Here is a 17,211-nt window from a genome sequence, read left to right as displayed (position 1 = left end):
GGTGCTGATACGATGCCCGCTTTGGTCGTAATCGTGACCAATTCCCTCGCCATTCGCATACACCTGTGCGCGGGGCTGTCCATCTGGACGATAACTAGCCGAAGCCAGTACATGTGGGTCTGGTTTCTGTCTTTAGGTTACCATCAGTATCGTGATCACAGGTTATGGTGGCATTCACGCCTTGGATATTTTGCCGATGGCTTGGTACAACTGCCCTGCGGCGTCAAAGATTTCTCGGTATGATTAACGCGTCGTCAACCGCCGGTAAATATCCGCCACCTTCAACGGCAACTTCTTCACATCATCAATTTCCACCCAATTCGCGTGACCGTACATGTGCGGCAAATAATCCTTGCCGCGCTGGTCGATGGTGATGCAAAACGGGTGAATCCCGGTACGCCGCGCTTCAAACAAGGCTTGGCGCGTATCCTCAATCCCATACTGCGTATTGTATATGTCGAAATAATCTTCCGGCTTGCCATCCGAGAGCGTAATCAGCAAGCGGGTTTTGGCATCCACCCCATTCAATTTTTCGGTCAAATGGCGAATAGCCACACCCAGCCGGGTGTAATCTTTCGGCGTAATCCCCGCGATCCGCGCCTTAGTTTGCGCGTTGTAAGGGTCGTCAAAACTCTTGATGCGGTAAATCTCGCAACGCTTGCGCCCAATCCCCGAAAAGCCGTAAATCGCGTAACGGTCGCCCAACTTTTCCAGCACTTCGCACAACATCACCAGTGCTTCGCGCTCCGCATCGTTAATCCAGCCCTTGGTACTGCCGCTCATGTCCACCATGAACATCACCGCCATGCTGCGATCCGCACGGTGCATGTGCTGAAACAACTTGTCGCTCATTTCGCGCCCATCACGGCTGTCGGCAAGCGCTTCCACCAGCGCATCAATATCCACGTCATCGCCTTGCGACTGGCGCTTGAGCAAGCGGTTTTCGTCGCGCATCGCCTCGAAGGTACGCCGCAAATGCTTGATCATGCCCTGATACTTGTCCAGCACCTTATCCACAAACACCGGGTCGCCGGGGCTGATCTCCAGCTCGCGCAACACGCACCAATTCTTGCGGTAATGCTGGCGGGCGAAATCCCACTCACGGTACAGAAATGCGCCATCTTCGTGGTAGATGCCTTTCCAGACATCCTCAATATCTTTTTCTTCTTTTTGGTACAAAGAGGGGTCGTATTCGCCGGGGCCTGCTGCCACCAACATTTCCGGCGGCACATCACCCCAGTCGAGCATGATGGAGGTAATAAGCTGTTTCACCTCTTCGGGCGGAGCAATCGGCTTATCATCCAGCACCAACTCCATGCCCTGACCTTCAGGCACTTCCCGCAACTCAAACTCCGGCGGCGCAACCTCCTTCTTCTCTTCCTCCTCCCTTGATAAGGGGAGGTCGGGAGGGGTTTCTTCCTCCCCCCGCATCTCTTTCGCCAGTTCTGACAGTTTCACCCGCAGCAAAATCTTCTCACGCTCCATCCGCGCCAACATACAAGTCATCACCGCTTCAGGGTTCAAACGTGTCTGATAAACCGGCTGTGGAATCGGCAAGCCCAACACCTGCGGCACTAACGCCAACACATCATCAACGGTAGCCGAGGGCGTATGCAATACGCCCCTACACGTCGCCCAAATCCCCTGTAGGGGCATATTGCATACGCCCTCTTCCTCCCGCACCTCATCCAAGCGCAATTGTTCAATCCGCTGCATATCACGCCACAAGCCCGGCAATTCGCGCTCCATATACGCCTCCAGCCGCAGGGTATCGAGCGCATGAAACGCCGCCAACGCCTGCTCCTTATCCGGGTAATCCGTAAACGCCGTGGTAAAATCCACCCGAAAACTGCCAAAGCGCGTTTGCGCCCACATAAACGCCACCTGCGCCTTGCACAGCAGGAAGTTATCCTTGGACTTAACCAATTTCGCAGTAATGTTCGGCAAATACAGCGTTTCGCTGTCGGTGTAAACCGTGTCACCTTGCGCCAGTTTCAAACGCCGCCCCGACAGGCCACACACGAAAGTCGACAGGATAGACTCCACCTCCGCAAAGGTAATGCCTTCCGCATGGGCATGGGCATGTTCCAGAAAGGCATCGACTTGCTGAATAACCAATAACGCCGGGCGTAAACCTTGCTGGTCAAAGGTATCCGCCGCATGGACTGCCCACGCCTCAATGACACGGCGTTCCAACCGATCCAGCGCTTCAACCACGCGGATAATGAATTCGTGGCTAATGTAGACATTGGTCGTCAACAAACGCATCGCCCAACCAAGGATGAAGTCTTGCGTATTCCGATCAAGGTTGACCAACACTGCTACCAGCGGATCAACTTTCAACCAAGTGAATTCAACCTCGTACAGCTCTTCAAGCCGTTCCAGTAAGATTTCCTGGGAATAGGGTTGTACAGATGCTTTCAAACCCGCCTCCTAGAACAGTGCGCCGATCAGCTCATTAATGGCAGCAATCATGTCGCTGTCATCGGTCAAAGCCAGCGCAATCGCCCCTTGGCACGCTGCCCGTGGTTCAACACCTTTGGCAATGAGTTTGCCCGCGTGTACCAGCAACCGAGTCGACGCGCCCTCTTCCAGACCATTGCCTTTGAGGTTGCGGGTCATATCCGCCAGCTTCAGCAACTTGTCGGTAATGGCCTCATCCAGTCCGGTTTCGTGAATGATGATCTGGCGTTCCAGCGACGGTTTCGGGTAATCAAATTCGATTGCCACAAAACGCTGGCGGGTGGATTGCTTCAATTCCTTCAACACGCTCTGATAGCCGGGGTTGTAGGAAATCGCTAGGCAAAAACTGTCCGGTGCTTCCAGCAACTGCCCCAACTTATCAATCGGCATAATGCGGCGGTCGTCTGCCAAGGGGTGAATCACCACCATCGTATCCTTACGCGCCTCAACGATTTCATCCAGATAGCAAATGCCGCCGGTGCGCACGGCACGGGTCAACGGGCCATCCACCCACACCGTTTCGCCCTGCTTGACCAGATAACGCCCTACCAGATCGGAAGTCGTCAAATCATCGTGGCAAGATACCGTCACCATCGGGCGTTGCAAGCGCCACGCCATGTATTCCATGAAACGGGTTTTGCCACAGCCCGTTGGCCCTTTCAGCAACAAGGGCAGATGATTGTCGTAAGCAGCCTCAAACAAGGTAATCTCATTCCCCACGGGGACATAGTAAGGCTCTTTCTCAATAAGATAAGTCGACGGATCGTGAATAAGGGCGGTATTGCCTGAATTAGCGGTATTCTCCACTTATGACATACTCCTGTGGTTGATGGCATCAGAGCGTATGATCATAACAGTTACAAGAGTTGTACGGGTATTGCCAATAACCACACATCAGGAAAACTGGCAGGCAGCAACGTGCAGTGGTAACGTCTTGCTCATTCTCAATAATAATAATAGCGGCTAAACCATGACAACAACCATGACAACCACAGAAGCAGAGCTTGAATTTACCCCGCCCGTGCAAGACAAAAACCTCGACATGGTGCGCAATATTCTGTTCGGCGAACAAGCGCGTGAAAATGAAAAACGTCTGGCGAATCTAGAACGTTTTGTCAAAGTCTGGACCAATTCGGTGCGCGATGAAATGCGTAAGAACATGGACAGCATCAACCACGAAATCCACATGCTGCAAGACTTGCTGGATCAGGAAGCCAAAGCCCGTATGGGTGATGGTGCCACCTTCCGCAAGCATTTCGAGCAAAACAGCAAAGGTATCGAAAACCTGCAACGCCAATTGCAGACCTGCGACACTGATTTAAGCCAACGCATTGAACAAGAGTCCAAGCTACTCAGCCAAGTCATGGACGAGCAACGTCAAGAGCTGTTAAACCAAATCAAGCAAGCGGCCGAACAACTGCGCCAAGACAAGACAGACCGCAAAATGCTGGCCTCTCTGTTAGCCAATGTGAGCCATCAGCTTGCTGGTGACAAAGTGTAAGCCATGCAAGGCACGCCGGATATAGCACAGTTACGTCACTTATTGTTCGGCAAGGACTACGATGCCTTATTGGCATTAAAATCACAAATTGAAAACACCGAACAATACAGTGCCAGTGTTGCCAGCGTTATTACCGAAGCACTCGCCAAAAGGGAAAGCCAAGACGGAACGATATCAACCGTCTTGGCGCCTACCATCGAACATGCACTGACCCATGCGATCAAGAGCAATCCCAAACATATTGCAGACGTACTATACCCCGTCATGGGACCTGCGATCCGCAAATCCATTCAGCAAGCATTGAACGAAGCCCTTGCGCATTTCAACCAATTACTCGAACAAAGCCTGTCTCTGCGCTCGTGGAAGTGGCGTTTCGATGCATGGCGTACTGGGCAAAGTTATGCGCAAATTGCCTTGCTACGCACGCTCATCTACCAAGTCGAACAAGTCTTCCTGATCCACCGTGAAACGGGTTTGCTACTCCATCATATCGTATCGGAAAATGTTATCAGCAAAGACCCTGCTATCATTTCTGGTATGTTTACCGCCATTCAGGACTTCATCCAAGATTCTTTTGCTGTCGAAGGTGATAGCAATCTAGATACCCTACGCCTTGGTGAATTAACCGTACTGATTGAACATGGCCCGCAAGCCGTGCTGGCGCTAGTCGTTCGCGGCTGCGTACCCAGTGAACTTCGAACCCTGCTCGCAGAAACGAGCGAAACCGTTCACCAACAATACGCCCCCATACTCAAAGCTTACCAAGGCCAAAATGCTGATTTTATAGGTATAGACCCCTTGCTCCACGACTGTTTGGTCAAAAAACATAAAATCAAAGAAAAAAGACAACCCTGGCTCGCTTATCTATTATTGATCACCATCGCATGTGCCTTATCTTGGTGGGCTTACCAATATCAACAAACCCAAGCGCAACTGGCTGAAGAAGCGCTTCAAGCAAAACAAGCCATCATAGAACAACTGCAACAACAACAAACTCAACAAGCCGCACTACAGGCCTCGTTGCAAACCTTGCTAGACAAACAACAACAACAAACGGCACAACAAGCTAAACAGATCACGGACAATGCCAACACCATTGCTACCCTCACGAAACAAATAGAAAGCACCACGCATACTTTCGAAAAAGCTAAAGCAACGATTACCCCAGATCAGCCTGATATTATCGCCTTAAGCAAACAAATAGTGGCATTACTACAAGCCGCCCAACAAGCAGATAACATTTTACAAATCATGATTCTAGGTAATGCCGATACCAGCGGTACAGATGACATCAATCAACACATCGCCCAACAACGTGCTGAAAACCTGCGTGATGCCCTCATCAAATCAGGCATTCCAGCCTTTGTGCTGGTCGCTTACGGCTCAAATCAACCTGGCATTCCCGCGACTTTGCAAAAAAACGAACGCAGCATCCATTATCGGGTAAGTCTTTACTAGCGCAAAAATGCGCGAGGGATACACATGATCCAACAGAAAATATGCCTGCTAGGCTCCTTCTCAGTCGGTAAAACCAGCCTCATCCGCCGCTATGTTGACAGCCTATTCAGTGAAAAATACCTGACCACCGTCGGCGTCAAAATCGACAAAAAATACCAGAAGGTCGACGATAAAGAATACACCTTGATGCTGTGGGATATCGCTGGGGAAGATGATTTCACCAGCATTCGCACCGCTTACCTGCGCGGCATGGCGGGCTACATTATCGTGATCGACCCCACGCGCCCACATTCTTACGATACAGCCCTCTCTATCCATGACATGGTAAAAAGCAACGCAGGAGCCTTACCAGCTGTCTTTGCCCTCAACAAAGCCGACTTAAAACAGTCATGGCAACTGGATCCCCCACGATACCAGCACCTACACCAATTGGGTCACCCTGTAGTAGAAACCAGTGCCAAACAAGGACAAGGGGTTGATGACATGTTCCTGCAACTCTTACAACAAAGGGAGAATTCACATGGATAAGCTACTCGCCAGCATCTGCTGCTCCCTAAATATGGCGGTATTTTCACAAAAAAATGCCACGCATTTCCATTTGGTTTCCGATATACCCGAGTGGCTGGTGTTTTTCCTTGGGCACTCCTCAGCCGAGCATTGCTCCTTGAGCCATACCTTCCCCTACCTCACCTGCTTTATGGATGATGCCGAGGCGCACTGGCAAACCCAACAAACCACCCCACTCGCTTCTGGTGTATGGATAGAAACCGACGAACTCGGCAATGAAGTAGCGCTCGAAGCCAGCGCCCTCTGGGTCAACGGCGAAGCCATCCTGCTACTGCAAAACCTTGGGGAAAAATACCGGAAAGAAGTCAGCCACCTGCAACAATTGCGCGAAGGTTTGCTCACCCAGGAAAAGCTCGAAAACGAAGTGCAAAAGCGCACCCTGAAAATCAAACAACGCGAAGAAGAAATCGCCATCAAACTGGTCAGCCTTACCAGCTATCGCGATGAAGAAACGGGTGCTCACGTCAAACGTATCGGCCTGTACGCCGCCGCCATGGGCAAAGCACTGGGCTGGGAAGCACAACAGATTGACGACATCCGCATCGCCGCCCCCATGCACGACATTGGCAAGATCGGCATTCCCGACCGCATCCTGCTCAAAAAAGGCAAACTCACCGAAAACGAATTCGCCATCATGAAGCGCCACACCGAAATCGGTGCAAAAATGCTGCAAGACTCCAATATTCCGGTACTCGATATGGCTGCCGACATCGCCCTGTGCCACCACGAAAAGTGGGACGGCTCCGGCTATCCACGCGGCTTGGTGGGTGAAGAAATCCCCGAATCCGCCCGTATTACCGCGATTGTGGATATTTACGATGCACTGGTACACGAACGTGTCTACAAAAAAGCCATGTGCGAGCAAGAAGCCCTAACCTTGATGGAAAGCATGACAAGTTCACACCTCGACCCTGAGCTGTTCAAAGTTTTTGTCGGGCTATTGCCGGTGATGCGGCGCATCCGTCTGGAAGTGAACGAGATCGGGGATTTGCTGGTTTCTTATTAATCAAACCGGATAGTTAAATCAGAGAATCCACACCCTGCCCTGACTTGAGCAAATTGAATACCCGCGTCTGTTTCACCTGATGGGTTTGCTCGCCGTTATACAACACCAACGCATCTGGCAGACAATCGGGGGATGTCGCCCGGAACGACTCAATCCCCTTCAAAAAAGTGGTGGAAAACGTCGCAGACGATTTAATTTCGATGGGTAATAAGCCGTTACGCTGACGGATCAGCAAATCCACCTCATTGCCCTGCGAATCGCGGTAGAAATACAAATCCGGGCGCAATCCCCGGTTCAAATGTGCCTTGAGAACTTCCAGAATCATCAGATTTTCGTACAGATTGCCGCGCAAGGGGTCACGCGCCACCTGTTCCGCTGACTGGATGCCCAACAGGAAAGCGGCCAGCCCGGTATCGGTAAAATACAATTTGGGCGACTTGATCACCCGCTTGCTGATATTCGCAAAAAATGGCGGCAACTCGAACAGAATGTATGACGCTTTCAGCACACTGACCCATTGCTGGATCGTGGTGGATGACACCCCCACATCATTGGAAAGCGAGGCGTAATTCACCACTTGTCCAACACGTCCCGCCAGCAACACCAAGAATTGCTGGAAACGGCTCAAATCCTTCACATTCAGGATTGCCCGCACATCCCGTTCCACGTAAGTCTGCAAGTAACCATTGAAGAAACGATGCGTCTGCAACTGCTGACTATGCAAACGCGGGAATGCCCCTTGATGGATCAGGTCAAATACATCCCACTCCGCCTGTACTTGGCGCACCTCTTCCAATGCCAGCGGCAACAAGGTTAGCAAAGCCGTGCGCCCTGCCAATGACTGACTAACCGCCGTATGCAAATCAGGCTGGTGACTTCCGGTGAGGATGAACATACCCGGCTGCTGCGCCTTGTCCACAATGCCTTGAAGGTAAGAGAGCAGCATCGGCACACGCTGGATTTCATCCAGAATGGCGCCGTTGGGCATCTGCGCCAGAAAACCCCGTGGGTCGGTTTCAGCGGCAAGGCGGGTATCGGGGTCTTCCAGCAAATAATATGGCTTGTCAGGGAAACACTGTTGCGCCAACACCGTTTTGCCAGACTGACGCGGGCCAAAGATAGTGACAACAGGGTATTCGCGGCTACTTTCCAGCAGTTCCTGAGTAATACTACGCTTGATCATGGGCATGATTCCGGGGAAACGAGACTTATAAAGCAATAGCTTAGCCCTCATCCTTGCAAATCTCAAGTTCAACCTTTGATTTGCAAGGATGGTATTGACGACTAACTACGCCGCAACATTCCCGGCAACTCCAAACGCCACGCCCCTTTCTTCTGCAACCAACGAAACACCCGTTCCCCCAGCAAAATCGCCAGCAACACGCTGTACAATAACGGCATAGCCAACCGCGATTTGGATTCTGCCAGCCACCAGAAATGCAACGCCCCCAGCATCGTCAGCGGGTAAATCAGCGTATGCAGCCGCTGCCAGTTACGCCCCAGCTTGCGCATAGCCTTTTTGAACGACGTCAGCGCCAACGGTGTCATCAGCAGGAAAGCCAGCATCCCCACCGTAATAAACGGGCGCTTGAGAATATCTTTCCAGATTTCCCCCCAGTCATAGAACTGATCAAGCCACAGGTAGCTGAACAGGTGCAAAGTGCCGTAAAAAAAAGCGAACAGGCCGAGCATACGACGTAACCGTACACCTTGAACCCAGCCTGTCGCCCGCCGCAGTGGAGAAATCAGCAGCGTTAAAAGCAAAAACCGTAACGTCCACTCACCCAGACTGCGGGTAATGGTTTCAATGGGGTTCGCGCCCAGCTCCTCTTGCCATGCCCCCCACGCCAGCCATACCAGCGGCATAAAAGCCAGCACGAACACGGCAGGCTTGAAGACCTTGGTAAAATAGGGTTCGCGGACTTGCATCAGAAATTCTTCCTTAAATCCATGCCGCTATACAGGCTTGCCACCTGATCGTAGCCATTGAACATCAAAGTCTCGCGCTTGCGGAATTCACCGATCCGGCGCTCACGTTTCTGGCTCCAGCGTGGGTGATCCACCTCTGGGTTAACGTTGGAATAGAAACCGTACTCGCCCGGTGCAGAACGCCCCCAACTGGTAGCCGGTTGCTGTTCCAGAAAACTGATTTTGACGATGGACTTGATGCTTTTGAAACCGTATTTCCACGGCACTACCAGACGCAACGGTGCGCCATTCTGGTTCGGCAGGTTTTTGCCGTACAATCCGGTCGCCATGAAAGTCAGCGGGTGCATGGCCTCATCCATCCGCAAACCTTCCGCATACGGCCAATCGAGCACGCTACGCTGCTGCCCCGGCATCTGCTTGGGGTCAAACAGGGTTTCAAAGCGCACGTATTTGGCCTTGGAAGTCGGGTTAAAACGTTTCAGCAAATCCGCCAGCGGGAACCCCATCCACGGGATCACCATCGACCAACCTTCCACGCAGCGCAAACGGTAAATGCGCTCTTCAGTGCTGTGGGGTTTGAGGAGGTCTTCCAACGTCAATTTGCCGGGGTTTTCGCATTCGCCATCCACGGTGACGCTCCACGGCGAAGTCTGCAAGGAACCAGCATATTCCGCCGGGTCACTTTTATCGGTGCCAAATTCGTAGAAGTTATTGTAGGTGGTCACATCTTTGTAAGGCGTTTGCTCCTCATCGGTCGAAAAGGTGGACTTGGCTTGTGCCATCAACGGCAAGCCACTAGCCCCCAGCAAAGCGATGCCCCCCAAGGTTTTGAGGAAATCACGACGACGCTGGTAGACATCAAAATCAGTCACATCGTTGTCGGTCATATCGTCTGGGCGTTTGATTAACATGATTGGCACCTTCGGCATAAAGTTATTATGTATAAAGCCATTACGCACCAAGAAGCGGTTTGGATGCAAATAACCTGTAAGAAAGGTATGCTCTCAGCATACTTTGAGAGGAACCTGACATGCTATTCGCCGCTCTGACCGCCACCCTTGAAACCGCCTTCAATACTTGGCTAACACTGGACAAAGCCAGCCACGGCAACGCACTGGCACGCTTACAAACCATGCAGGGCAAGCTCATTTGTCTGCACATCAGCAACCCTGACCTGAAACTGTATTTTCTGCCCACGGCGGACACTGTGCGCGTCACCACCGCGTATGACGCCGCGCCAGATGTGACCATCCAAGGTTCCGCTCTAGCTTTGATGCGGCTTTCCGCCAGCGAAGACACCGGCAAAGCCATGCTGGAACAAAGGATTAAAATCGACGGTGACATGGGGTTAGGCAACCGTTTCAGCCAGATCTTGCGCGAAATCGACGTGGATTGGGAAGAATTGCTCTCGCGGGCGGTCGGCGATGTCGTAGCACATCAGATGGGGCAATTGGCACGCGACACCAAAGGCTGGCTGGACAGTTCCGCCCATGCCATGCGTCTCAATACCCGCGAATATTTGCAGGAAGAAGCACGGCTACTCCCCGCTGACGCCGAAATCCGCAGGTATCTGGATGCAGTCGATACGCTGCGGATGGACGTGGATCGGCTCGATGCCCGCCTCAAGCGGCTGGAAAACTAAGCCACGCGACCGGCGGCGGTCGCTTCTGGCACTTCCACCAGCTTGCCGGTTTTGCAGTCGTAGATGTAGCCATAAATGGGAATATCAGCCGGAACCATCGGGCTGTTGCGGATGCGTTGCACATCTTCCAGCACGCTTTGCTCCTGATTGCTGATGGTCAACCACTGGATGAATTTACCATCATTCGTGCCTGCCCCAACACCACTGTCGTGCCAACCGGACGCATCCACACTCGAGGTTTTCAGGCTGCTCGCCAGCAGATTGCCCATAATGTCATTGTTGAAGGTTTCCATCCCGCAATCGGTGTGGTGGATAACGAACCATTCCCGTGTTCCCAGCAATTTATAGGAAATCACCAGCGAACGGATCGCATCATCGCTAGCCCTGCCACCCGCATTACGAATGACATGCGCATCGCCTTCTGCCAAACCTGCATACTTCGCAGGGTCAAGCCGCGCATCCATACAAGTCAGGATAGCGAAACTCCGCCCCGGTGGCATCGGCAGATTGCCTTTGTCTCCAAAATCAGCCACATAATCTGCATTCGCAGCCAGCACTTCTTCTAGCACCTTGCTCATCGTCATCTCCTCCTTCGGTTGTAAAATCTTTTAAAAGACTATAGACCGAAGTAGCGTGCCTCACTAGAAAACACGCAGAGATTGCTTGAATATCTTAGCGCTTGGGCATTTTTTGAATGCTATCAATGGAAACATGCACGATAGAAGCCTTACCCACCGCTGCCGCCGGATTCGCCGCCTTGCCCCCTTCCTGCTTCTCCACATGGAAATAACGGTAGCCGCTGATCATGCCCGAAATCGCCGCACCCTTGCCCTTCAAGTCGTGCAGGAATGCCGCCAGCACATGCGCCACGGTGAGAATCAGAATAATCCCCGCCAGCCCAGCATGCAGCTTGAACATCGACATTCCCAGCAAGGTACTCGCTGAATTATAAAACAACCCAATCACCGCCGTGACGATCAAGAGTAGCAACCATCCAGGGTAGAGCAGTTTCCAGAAAGGGTTATGCGCATACCAGTTCGGCAGCGGAAAACGCGCAAAACTGAGGTAAAACAACAGCATCTGCTTCACCCCTTCCCATTGCGCCTTATCCGGCAAGAAAGCACTCCAATGCGCACTGCCCGGCAACAGGAACATCAGAATTACCCGTGCCACCACCGTGATCAGCAGCAACTGCCCCACAATCATGTGCCAGTCACGCCAGAACTCATAATCGACATTGCCGTGCTGGATAGCCCACGCACTGGCAAATAAGAACAGCACACCTGCCGCCATCAACCAATGAATCAGCCGTATCCAACCCGACCAAACCAACACGTACCGTATATTTTCTTGCTGCATTTCAGCCTCGCTCATGCACCCATTGTGGAAAATCAGTTTATCAGGAATCCAAAATAATAGTGGCATTCAGCGGGCGATTAGCCTAACCTCGCCATAGCTACAGATATTATCCTGGCAGTTTCAATAGTTCCCTCCGGTTACTTCACGAATACCTCCCCATTACCTGTAAGCACCAATGCATCTATATATACCTGTTTTTAAAGGAACACACTCATGGCTACAGGCAAAGTAAAATGGTTTAACGACACCAAAGGCTTCGGCTTTATCTCTCAAGACGACGGCGGCCCAGACGTATTCGTACACGTCAGCGCTATCCAAAGCCAAGGTTTCAAGACTCTGGCAGAAGGTCAACCCGTCAGCTTCAATGTAGAAAAAGGCCAAAAAGGCCCGCAAGCTACTAACGTCGTTCCCCAATAAGCTTTCAAGCCTACCGCTTATTCAATATCCGGGCTGGTTTCCCTCCGCTAATGGCGGAAAAGGACACCAGCCCGTTTCCATTGGGCTTTCGCTTTGCCCACTCCTGCTATCACGCACCCACACCATTCGGGAATCATAACCATGAAAACACTCTTCATCGGCAACATCGCGCCCCAAGCAACTGAAAAAGAACTCCGTGCTTTGGTCGAAGAATACGGCACTATCCGCAAACTCGAAATGCCGCGTGACATCTTCACAGGCAAATGCAAAGGTTTCGCTCTGATCGACATGGAAGGCCACGAAGCGCGTGCCGCCATGGCTGGTTTAAGTGGTAAAACCTTCATGGACAACCTGCTAAAAGTCACGGATGATAAGCCTAAATCTAAGGGTCGGGGACGCCGTTAATATCAGGAGGCAGTAATGCTGGCAGTCGATCAAGAATGGAAAGCCTGGTTGGATGAAAATCTAGCGCGTCACTGCGACCCGGCTCAGTTGTATCGCACTATGCGAGCCAATGGGTTTGCTGTAACCACCATTCAACAGTTGATGGGTGATGCGTACCCCACGGGTATTGATAGCACTGAACCGCCACCTCCAATGGATTATCAGGCCGTTGCGAACGTCTTAACACGCGAGGGCGCACAGCCGCCCGCGCAACGTTTTGACTCCGACCTGCTTCAGCTCTACACCATCGCAGACTTCCTGACACCCGAGGAATGCGAACAAATAATCGCCATCACCAAAACAGATTTACTCCCTTCAACAGTCACGCACTCTAATGGTGATGATGCTTTTCGAACCAGTGAAACCTGTTATTTGGATGAAGTTCGAAATCCCCTCATCAAAACCATTAACGAGAAAATAGCCCAACGCTTGGGCATTCGTCCGCCCTACTCTGAACCGATTCAAGCACAGCGTTACAGCATCGGACAAGAATTCAAAGCGCACCATGACTATTTCTCACCCTATCTAGATGTCTATGAAAAATTTGTCGGCGAAGCAGGGCAACGCACTTGGACATTCATGATCTATCTCAACGACACCCCCAAGGGTGGCGGCACCCATTTTTTATACCCGGATCACACCTTTTACCCCAAACAAGGCATGGCAGTCATCTGGAATAATCTCTACATCGATGGCACGCCCAATCGCAATACCATGCACCACGGTATGCCGGTCGAAGCGGGTGAAAAAATCATTATCACTAAGTGGTTCCGCGAGAATGGCTACGGGCCGATGTTTTACGACTGATCCCAGTGAGCAGCTACCCGCAAACACGCTGACAAATGGTATACTCTCGCCATCATTGTTCACCGGATGGATTCCCACATGGCATCACTCAAAGACCAACTGCTCAACGCTGGCCTGATCGACAAATCCAAAGCCGACAAAGCCGAACAGGAACTGCGTAAGCAAGCCCACCAGAAAACCGCCAATGCACAGAAAAAAGCTAAAAAAGCGGGCGAAGTCATCGTCGATGAAGCCAAATTACTCGCCGAAAAAGTCTTGCAGGAAAAAGCCGAACGCTCCCGCGAACTGAACCGCATCCAACGCGAACAGGCAGCGCAAAAAGCCATTCAAGCCCAAATTAAGCAACTGATCAGCCTGAACCGCATCGACCGCCAACGCGGTGATATCGCCTACCAGTTCGCCGATGGCAGTAAAATCAAAAAGATATACCTCACGACAACGCTGCAAGACCAACTGGCCTACGGCATTATCGTGCTGGTCAAGTTTGGTGATGGCTACGAACTCGTACCTAAACAGGTCGCCGAGAAAATCGCCCAGCGCGACGCTGCCTGCATTCTGGTGCAAAACGCGGGTAGTACCGAAGCGTCTGCCGTGGAAGAAGAAGATCCTTACGCGGATTACAAAATCCCAGACGATTTGATGTGGTAAACTGCGCCGCTTTCCCCTGATTGATCTAAACGCATGAAATCCATCACCCGCCTGCTGCGCCTGTGGACCATCAACCGTGTCTTTATTCGCCACGGGTTGGATGAACTCATCTTCAATATTCCCTTCTTGCGCCCGATTGCGTTCATTTACCACCTCTCGCCGTGGAACTGGGGCAAACAGGAAAACCGCCCACGCGGGGAACGCATCCGCCGCGCACTCGAAGATTTAGGGCCGATCTTCATTAAATTCGGGCAAATGCTATCCACCCGCCGCGATTTGCTGCCGGACGACATCGTGACGGAACTCACCCGTCTGCAAGACCGCGTGCCACCGTTTTCCAGTGCGGAAGCGCGGCGCATGATCGAAAAGGCTTACGGCAAATCCGTCACCGAAGTCTTCCAACGCTTTGAAACCGACCCGATGGCCTCCGCCTCCATCGCCCAAGTCCATGCCGCGCAATTGTGGGATGGCAAAGAAGTCGTCGTCAAAGTGCTACGCCCCGGCATTGAAAAAACCATCGGCCAAGATGTTGAATTGATGTACATGATGGCGGAATTGCTGCAACGCTACTGGAAAGAAGCCCGCCGCCTGCGCCCAGTAGAAGTGGTCGCCGAATACGAAAAAACCATTTTCGACGAACTCGACCTGATGCGCGAAGCCGCCAACGCTAGCCAGATTCGCCGCAATTTCGAGGGCAGCACCACCCTGTACGTGCCCGCCATTTACTGGGACTACACCCACCCCAACGTGATGGTGATGGAGCGGATTTACGGCATCCCCGTCGGCGACATTGAGCAGCTCAAAGCACACAATATCAACTTCAAGCGCCTCGGCGAACTGGGTGTGGAAGTATTTTTCACCCAAGTATTCCGCCACAACTTTTTCCACGCCGACATGCACCCCGGCAATATTTTCATCAACGCCACCGACCCGCAAGAACCGCAATACATGGCGGTGGATTTCGGTATCGTTGGTACGCTGTCCCCTGCCGACAAACGTTACCTTGCGGAAAACTTCTACGCCTTCTTCCAGCGTGATTACAAGCGGGTCGCAGAATTGCACGTGGAATCCGGCTGGGTTCCGCCGAGCACGCGGGTAGACGAATTTGAATCGGCGATCCGCTCGGTGTGTGAACCGATTTTCAACCTACCGATCAAGGATATTTCCTTCGGGCAATTCCTGCTACGCCTGTTCCAGACCGCGCGGCGCTTCAATATGGAAGTGCAACCGCAATTAGTGCTGCTACAAAAAACCCTGCTGAACATCGAAGGGCTAGGGCGTCAGCTTTACCCCGATCTCGATTTGTGGTCGACCGCCAAACCCTTCATCGAGCGCTGGATGGATGAGCAAGTCGGGGTACGCGCCCTGTTCAACGGCGCAAAAGTCAACCTGCCAAAATTGCTGGAAAACCTGCCGTACATGCCGAATATGCTGCACGACATCATGCAGCAAACGGTACAGCAAAAACTCAAAATGCAGTGGGAATCGCAGCAACTGGAAACCTTACGCAAGGAAATGCGCCAGTCACAACGCAGTAACCGGCTGGCAATTGTCGGCGGCAGTCTGCTGATTACGGCAACGCTAACCATGAGTTCGGCTGTATTGCCTGCGATACTCGGCGTATCGCTGCTCAGTTGGGGACTAGGAACTGTGGGATTAGGATTGCTGGGTTATAGTTTGTTACGCTGAACCAAACTACACTATTCAGTTAAGTTGATCTATTGGAGTGCTCCTGTCTATGCATTGTTTTACCTACCGTCACCTGCTACGCCCCACCTACCAACTGCTAGCCTGTGCATTGTTACTCACAGCCTGTGGCAGTGGTAGCAGCACAAGCAACGCCCAGAACAACCTCACCGGCACATCTGACACTACCACCACTGCCTTAGCACCGATTCCTGCACGTATCACCAATACACGCGGCGCATTATTGGATGGAGCACTGGTCAAAACCAATACCGTGCAAGAAAGCACGGCTGCCATCAGCAACCCAACAGCAAAAGCACCGGCTGTTATCCCCGTCTACGATGTCAAACAATACCGCGTCACCTACCAGACGCTGGATGGTGACGGCAAGCTGAGTACCGCTTCTGGCATTATCGCCGTCCCACAAAAACCAACTGGTGCGAAAAGCCCGCTGCTGAGTTTTCAGCACGGCACGGTATTCCACAATATCGAAGCACCCAGCAATGACACGGTTGCCACCTCGCCCGTCAATATCATTGCCTCGCTCGGCTTTGTGGTCATAGCAGCGGACTACATTGGTTACGGTGCATCACAAGGCAAGGATCATCCTTATTTACAAAAAGACCCTTCTGCCGTCGCTGTCACCGATTTCATCGTCGCGGCTAGACAATGGCTTGCTGAACAACGTCAGCCGCTCAATGACCAACTATTCCTCACCGGCTATTCCGAAGGTGGTTACGTTACCCTCGCCGCACAACAGGCGCTGGAAGCGGCTGGCACGCCCATTACCGCCAGTGTTGCTGGAGCCGGGCCTTACGACCTGCAATACACCCTCGATGAATTGCTTAATACCAAAGCCATACTCTCAGCCGCTGGTGGCGCACTCGGTTTAAGCCGCCCTGACCTCGCAGCCAAATACCCCGGCAAAGTTGACGAAGCAACCGTAGACCTACTGATGTACATCCTCATTCCCAAGGAAAGCGACATCAAATTCAGCAAAACCTTCCTGATGGACTGGATGGCAAACGACTACCCCACCATGAAAAATAACAGCCTGTACGACTGGCAAGCCAAAACCCCGACACGTCTGACCCACGGGCGTGACGACGACACCGTACCGTTTGGCAATTCTACCCGCGCCCTCGATGGAATGCGGGCAAAAGGCACCAGTAATATTGAACTGGACGAATGTTTCGCCATTCCTGCCGACCACACCGGTTGCATCAAACCTTACGCACAAGTCATGACACAATACTTCAGCACCTTTGCAAAAGACTTGTAGAA

19 protein-coding genes are annotated in these 17,211 nt (G+C 52.1%); 12 read left to right on the top strand and 7 right to left on the bottom strand.

Going from position 1 to position 17,211, the window contains the following annotated elements; all coding sequences use genetic code 11:
• Nucleotides 1-243: hypothetical protein (locus tag Q394_RS22805; protein ID WP_211248853.1), on the top strand; the 243-nt coding region annotated here is incomplete at its 5' end.
• Here Q394_RS22805 and Q394_RS0118090 read toward each other — a convergent pair.
• Together Q394_RS0118090 and Q394_RS0118085 are read right to left on the bottom strand one after the other, a co-directional pair.
• Nucleotides 244-2,424 (bottom strand): nitric oxide reductase activation protein NorD, encoded by a 2,181-nt coding sequence (locus Q394_RS0118090; protein WP_211248852.1) that lies wholly within the window; start codon nucleotides 2,422-2,424, stop codon nucleotides 244-246.
• A 9-nt stretch (nucleotides 2,425-2,433) separates the two neighbouring features.
• Nucleotides 2,434-3,270 (bottom strand): CbbQ/NirQ/NorQ/GpvN family protein, encoded by an 837-nt coding sequence (locus tag Q394_RS0118085; protein ID WP_210222426.1) that lies wholly within the window; start codon nucleotides 3,268-3,270, stop codon nucleotides 2,434-2,436.
• A 175-nt stretch (nucleotides 3,271-3,445) separates the two neighbouring features.
• On the opposite strand from Q394_RS0118085, the gene Q394_RS0118080 reads away from it, so the two are divergent.
• The 4 genes from Q394_RS0118080 to Q394_RS0118065 are packed head-to-tail and all read left to right on the top strand — an operon-like array spanning nucleotide 3,446 to nucleotide 6,995.
• Nucleotides 3,446-3,964 carry a hypothetical protein gene (locus Q394_RS0118080; RefSeq protein WP_156946924.1) on the top strand — a complete coding sequence of 173 codons (519 nt, stop codon included), beginning with the start codon at nucleotides 3,446-3,448 and terminating at the stop codon, nucleotides 3,962-3,964.
• Between the two features lie 3 nt (nucleotides 3,965-3,967).
• Nucleotides 3,968-5,422: an OmpA family protein gene (locus tag Q394_RS21760; RefSeq protein WP_051543547.1), complete on the top strand. Its 1,455-nt coding sequence runs from the start codon at nucleotides 3,968-3,970 to the stop codon at nucleotides 5,420-5,422.
• A gap of 24 nt (nucleotides 5,423-5,446) precedes the next feature.
• Nucleotides 5,447-5,950: a Rab family GTPase gene (locus Q394_RS0118070; protein ID WP_028490486.1), complete on the top strand. Its 504-nt coding sequence runs from the start codon at nucleotides 5,447-5,449 to the stop codon at nucleotides 5,948-5,950.
• On the top strand, nucleotides 5,943-6,995 hold the full coding sequence (locus Q394_RS0118065) for an HD-GYP domain-containing protein (protein WP_038142042.1): 1,053 nt from the start codon (nucleotides 5,943-5,945) through the stop codon (nucleotides 6,993-6,995). The genes Q394_RS0118070 and Q394_RS0118065 overlap by 8 nt, the downstream gene beginning before the upstream one ends.
• Nucleotides 6,996-7,008: 13 nt before the next feature.
• Here Q394_RS0118065 and Q394_RS21070 read toward each other — a convergent pair whose 3' ends face one another.
• The 3 genes from Q394_RS21070 to msrP all read right to left on the bottom strand — a co-directional run bounded on the left by Q394_RS21070 (nucleotide 7,009) and on the right by msrP (nucleotide 9,835).
• A complete protein-coding gene (locus Q394_RS21070) occupies nucleotides 7,009-8,178 on the bottom strand; it encodes an ATP-binding protein (protein ID WP_038142041.1) in 1,170 nt (389 codons plus the stop codon).
• A gap of 101 nt (nucleotides 8,179-8,279) precedes the next feature.
• A complete protein-coding gene (locus Q394_RS0118055) occupies nucleotides 8,280-8,924 on the bottom strand; it encodes a protein-methionine-sulfoxide reductase heme-binding subunit MsrQ (protein ID WP_028490484.1) in 645 nt (214 codons plus the stop codon).
• Nucleotides 8,924-9,835 (bottom strand): protein-methionine-sulfoxide reductase catalytic subunit MsrP, encoded by a 912-nt coding sequence (gene msrP, locus Q394_RS0118050; protein ID WP_028490483.1) that lies wholly within the window; start codon nucleotides 9,833-9,835, stop codon nucleotides 8,924-8,926. The genes Q394_RS0118055 and msrP overlap by 1 nt, the downstream gene beginning before the upstream one ends.
• Nucleotides 9,836-9,954: 119 nt before the next feature.
• Here msrP and Q394_RS0118045 point away from each other — a divergent pair, with 119 nt between their 5' ends.
• A complete protein-coding gene (locus tag Q394_RS0118045; RefSeq protein WP_028490482.1) occupies nucleotides 9,955-10,566 on the top strand; it encodes a ubiquinone biosynthesis accessory factor UbiJ in 612 nt (203 codons plus the stop codon).
• Here the strand turns inward: Q394_RS0118045 and Q394_RS0118040 are convergent.
• Both Q394_RS0118040 and Q394_RS0118035 read right to left on the bottom strand, forming a co-directional pair.
• Nucleotides 10,563-11,144 (bottom strand): beta-class carbonic anhydrase, encoded by a 582-nt coding sequence (locus Q394_RS0118040; RefSeq protein WP_028490481.1) that lies wholly within the window; start codon nucleotides 11,142-11,144, stop codon nucleotides 10,563-10,565. The genes Q394_RS0118045 and Q394_RS0118040 overlap by 4 nt on opposite strands.
• A 94-nt stretch (nucleotides 11,145-11,238) precedes the next feature.
• Nucleotides 11,239-11,991, bottom strand: a complete 753-nt coding sequence (locus tag Q394_RS0118035) for a cytochrome b/b6 domain-containing protein (protein ID WP_028490480.1) — start codon at nucleotides 11,989-11,991, stop codon at nucleotides 11,239-11,241.
• Between the two features lie 147 nt (nucleotides 11,992-12,138).
• Here Q394_RS0118035 and Q394_RS0118030 point away from each other — a divergent pair, with 147 nt between their 5' ends.
• From Q394_RS0118030 to Q394_RS0118005, 6 genes are all read left to right on the top strand, one after another.
• Nucleotides 12,139-12,342 (top strand): cold-shock protein, encoded by a 204-nt coding sequence (locus Q394_RS0118030; RefSeq protein ID WP_028490479.1) that lies wholly within the window; start codon nucleotides 12,139-12,141, stop codon nucleotides 12,340-12,342.
• 141 nt (nucleotides 12,343-12,483) lie between these two features.
• Entirely contained in the window at nucleotides 12,484-12,747 is a 264-nt protein-coding gene (locus Q394_RS0118025; protein WP_028490478.1) for an RNA recognition motif domain-containing protein, read from the top strand.
• Nucleotides 12,748-12,762: 15 nt separating this feature from the next.
• Nucleotides 12,763-13,593: a prolyl hydroxylase family protein gene (locus tag Q394_RS0118020; protein ID WP_028490477.1), complete on the top strand. Its 831-nt coding sequence runs from the start codon at nucleotides 12,763-12,765 to the stop codon at nucleotides 13,591-13,593.
• A 78-nt stretch (nucleotides 13,594-13,671) separates the two neighbouring features.
• Complete coding sequence (locus Q394_RS0118015; protein WP_028490476.1) at nucleotides 13,672-14,241, top strand: DUF2058 domain-containing protein; 570 nt, start codon at nucleotides 13,672-13,674, stop codon at nucleotides 14,239-14,241.
• 33 nt (nucleotides 14,242-14,274) lie between these two features.
• Nucleotides 14,275-15,930 (top strand): ubiquinone biosynthesis regulatory protein kinase UbiB, encoded by a 1,656-nt coding sequence (ubiB, locus tag Q394_RS0118010; RefSeq protein WP_028490475.1) that lies wholly within the window; start codon nucleotides 14,275-14,277, stop codon nucleotides 15,928-15,930.
• 49 nt (nucleotides 15,931-15,979) lie between these two features.
• Nucleotides 15,980-17,209, top strand: a complete 1,230-nt coding sequence (locus Q394_RS0118005) for an alpha/beta hydrolase family protein (RefSeq protein WP_038142039.1) — start codon at nucleotides 15,980-15,982, stop codon at nucleotides 17,207-17,209.
• The last annotated feature ends 2 nt before the right edge of the window (nucleotides 17,210-17,211 follow it).

This window comes from Thiothrix lacustris DSM 21227 (assembly GCF_000621325.1).
GTDB classification, from domain to species: Bacteria; Pseudomonadota; Gammaproteobacteria; order Thiotrichales; family Thiotrichaceae; genus Thiothrix; species Thiothrix lacustris.
The sequence above is the reverse complement of the archived record's forward strand: the minus strand, read 5'-3'. Positions and strand labels throughout refer to the sequence as shown.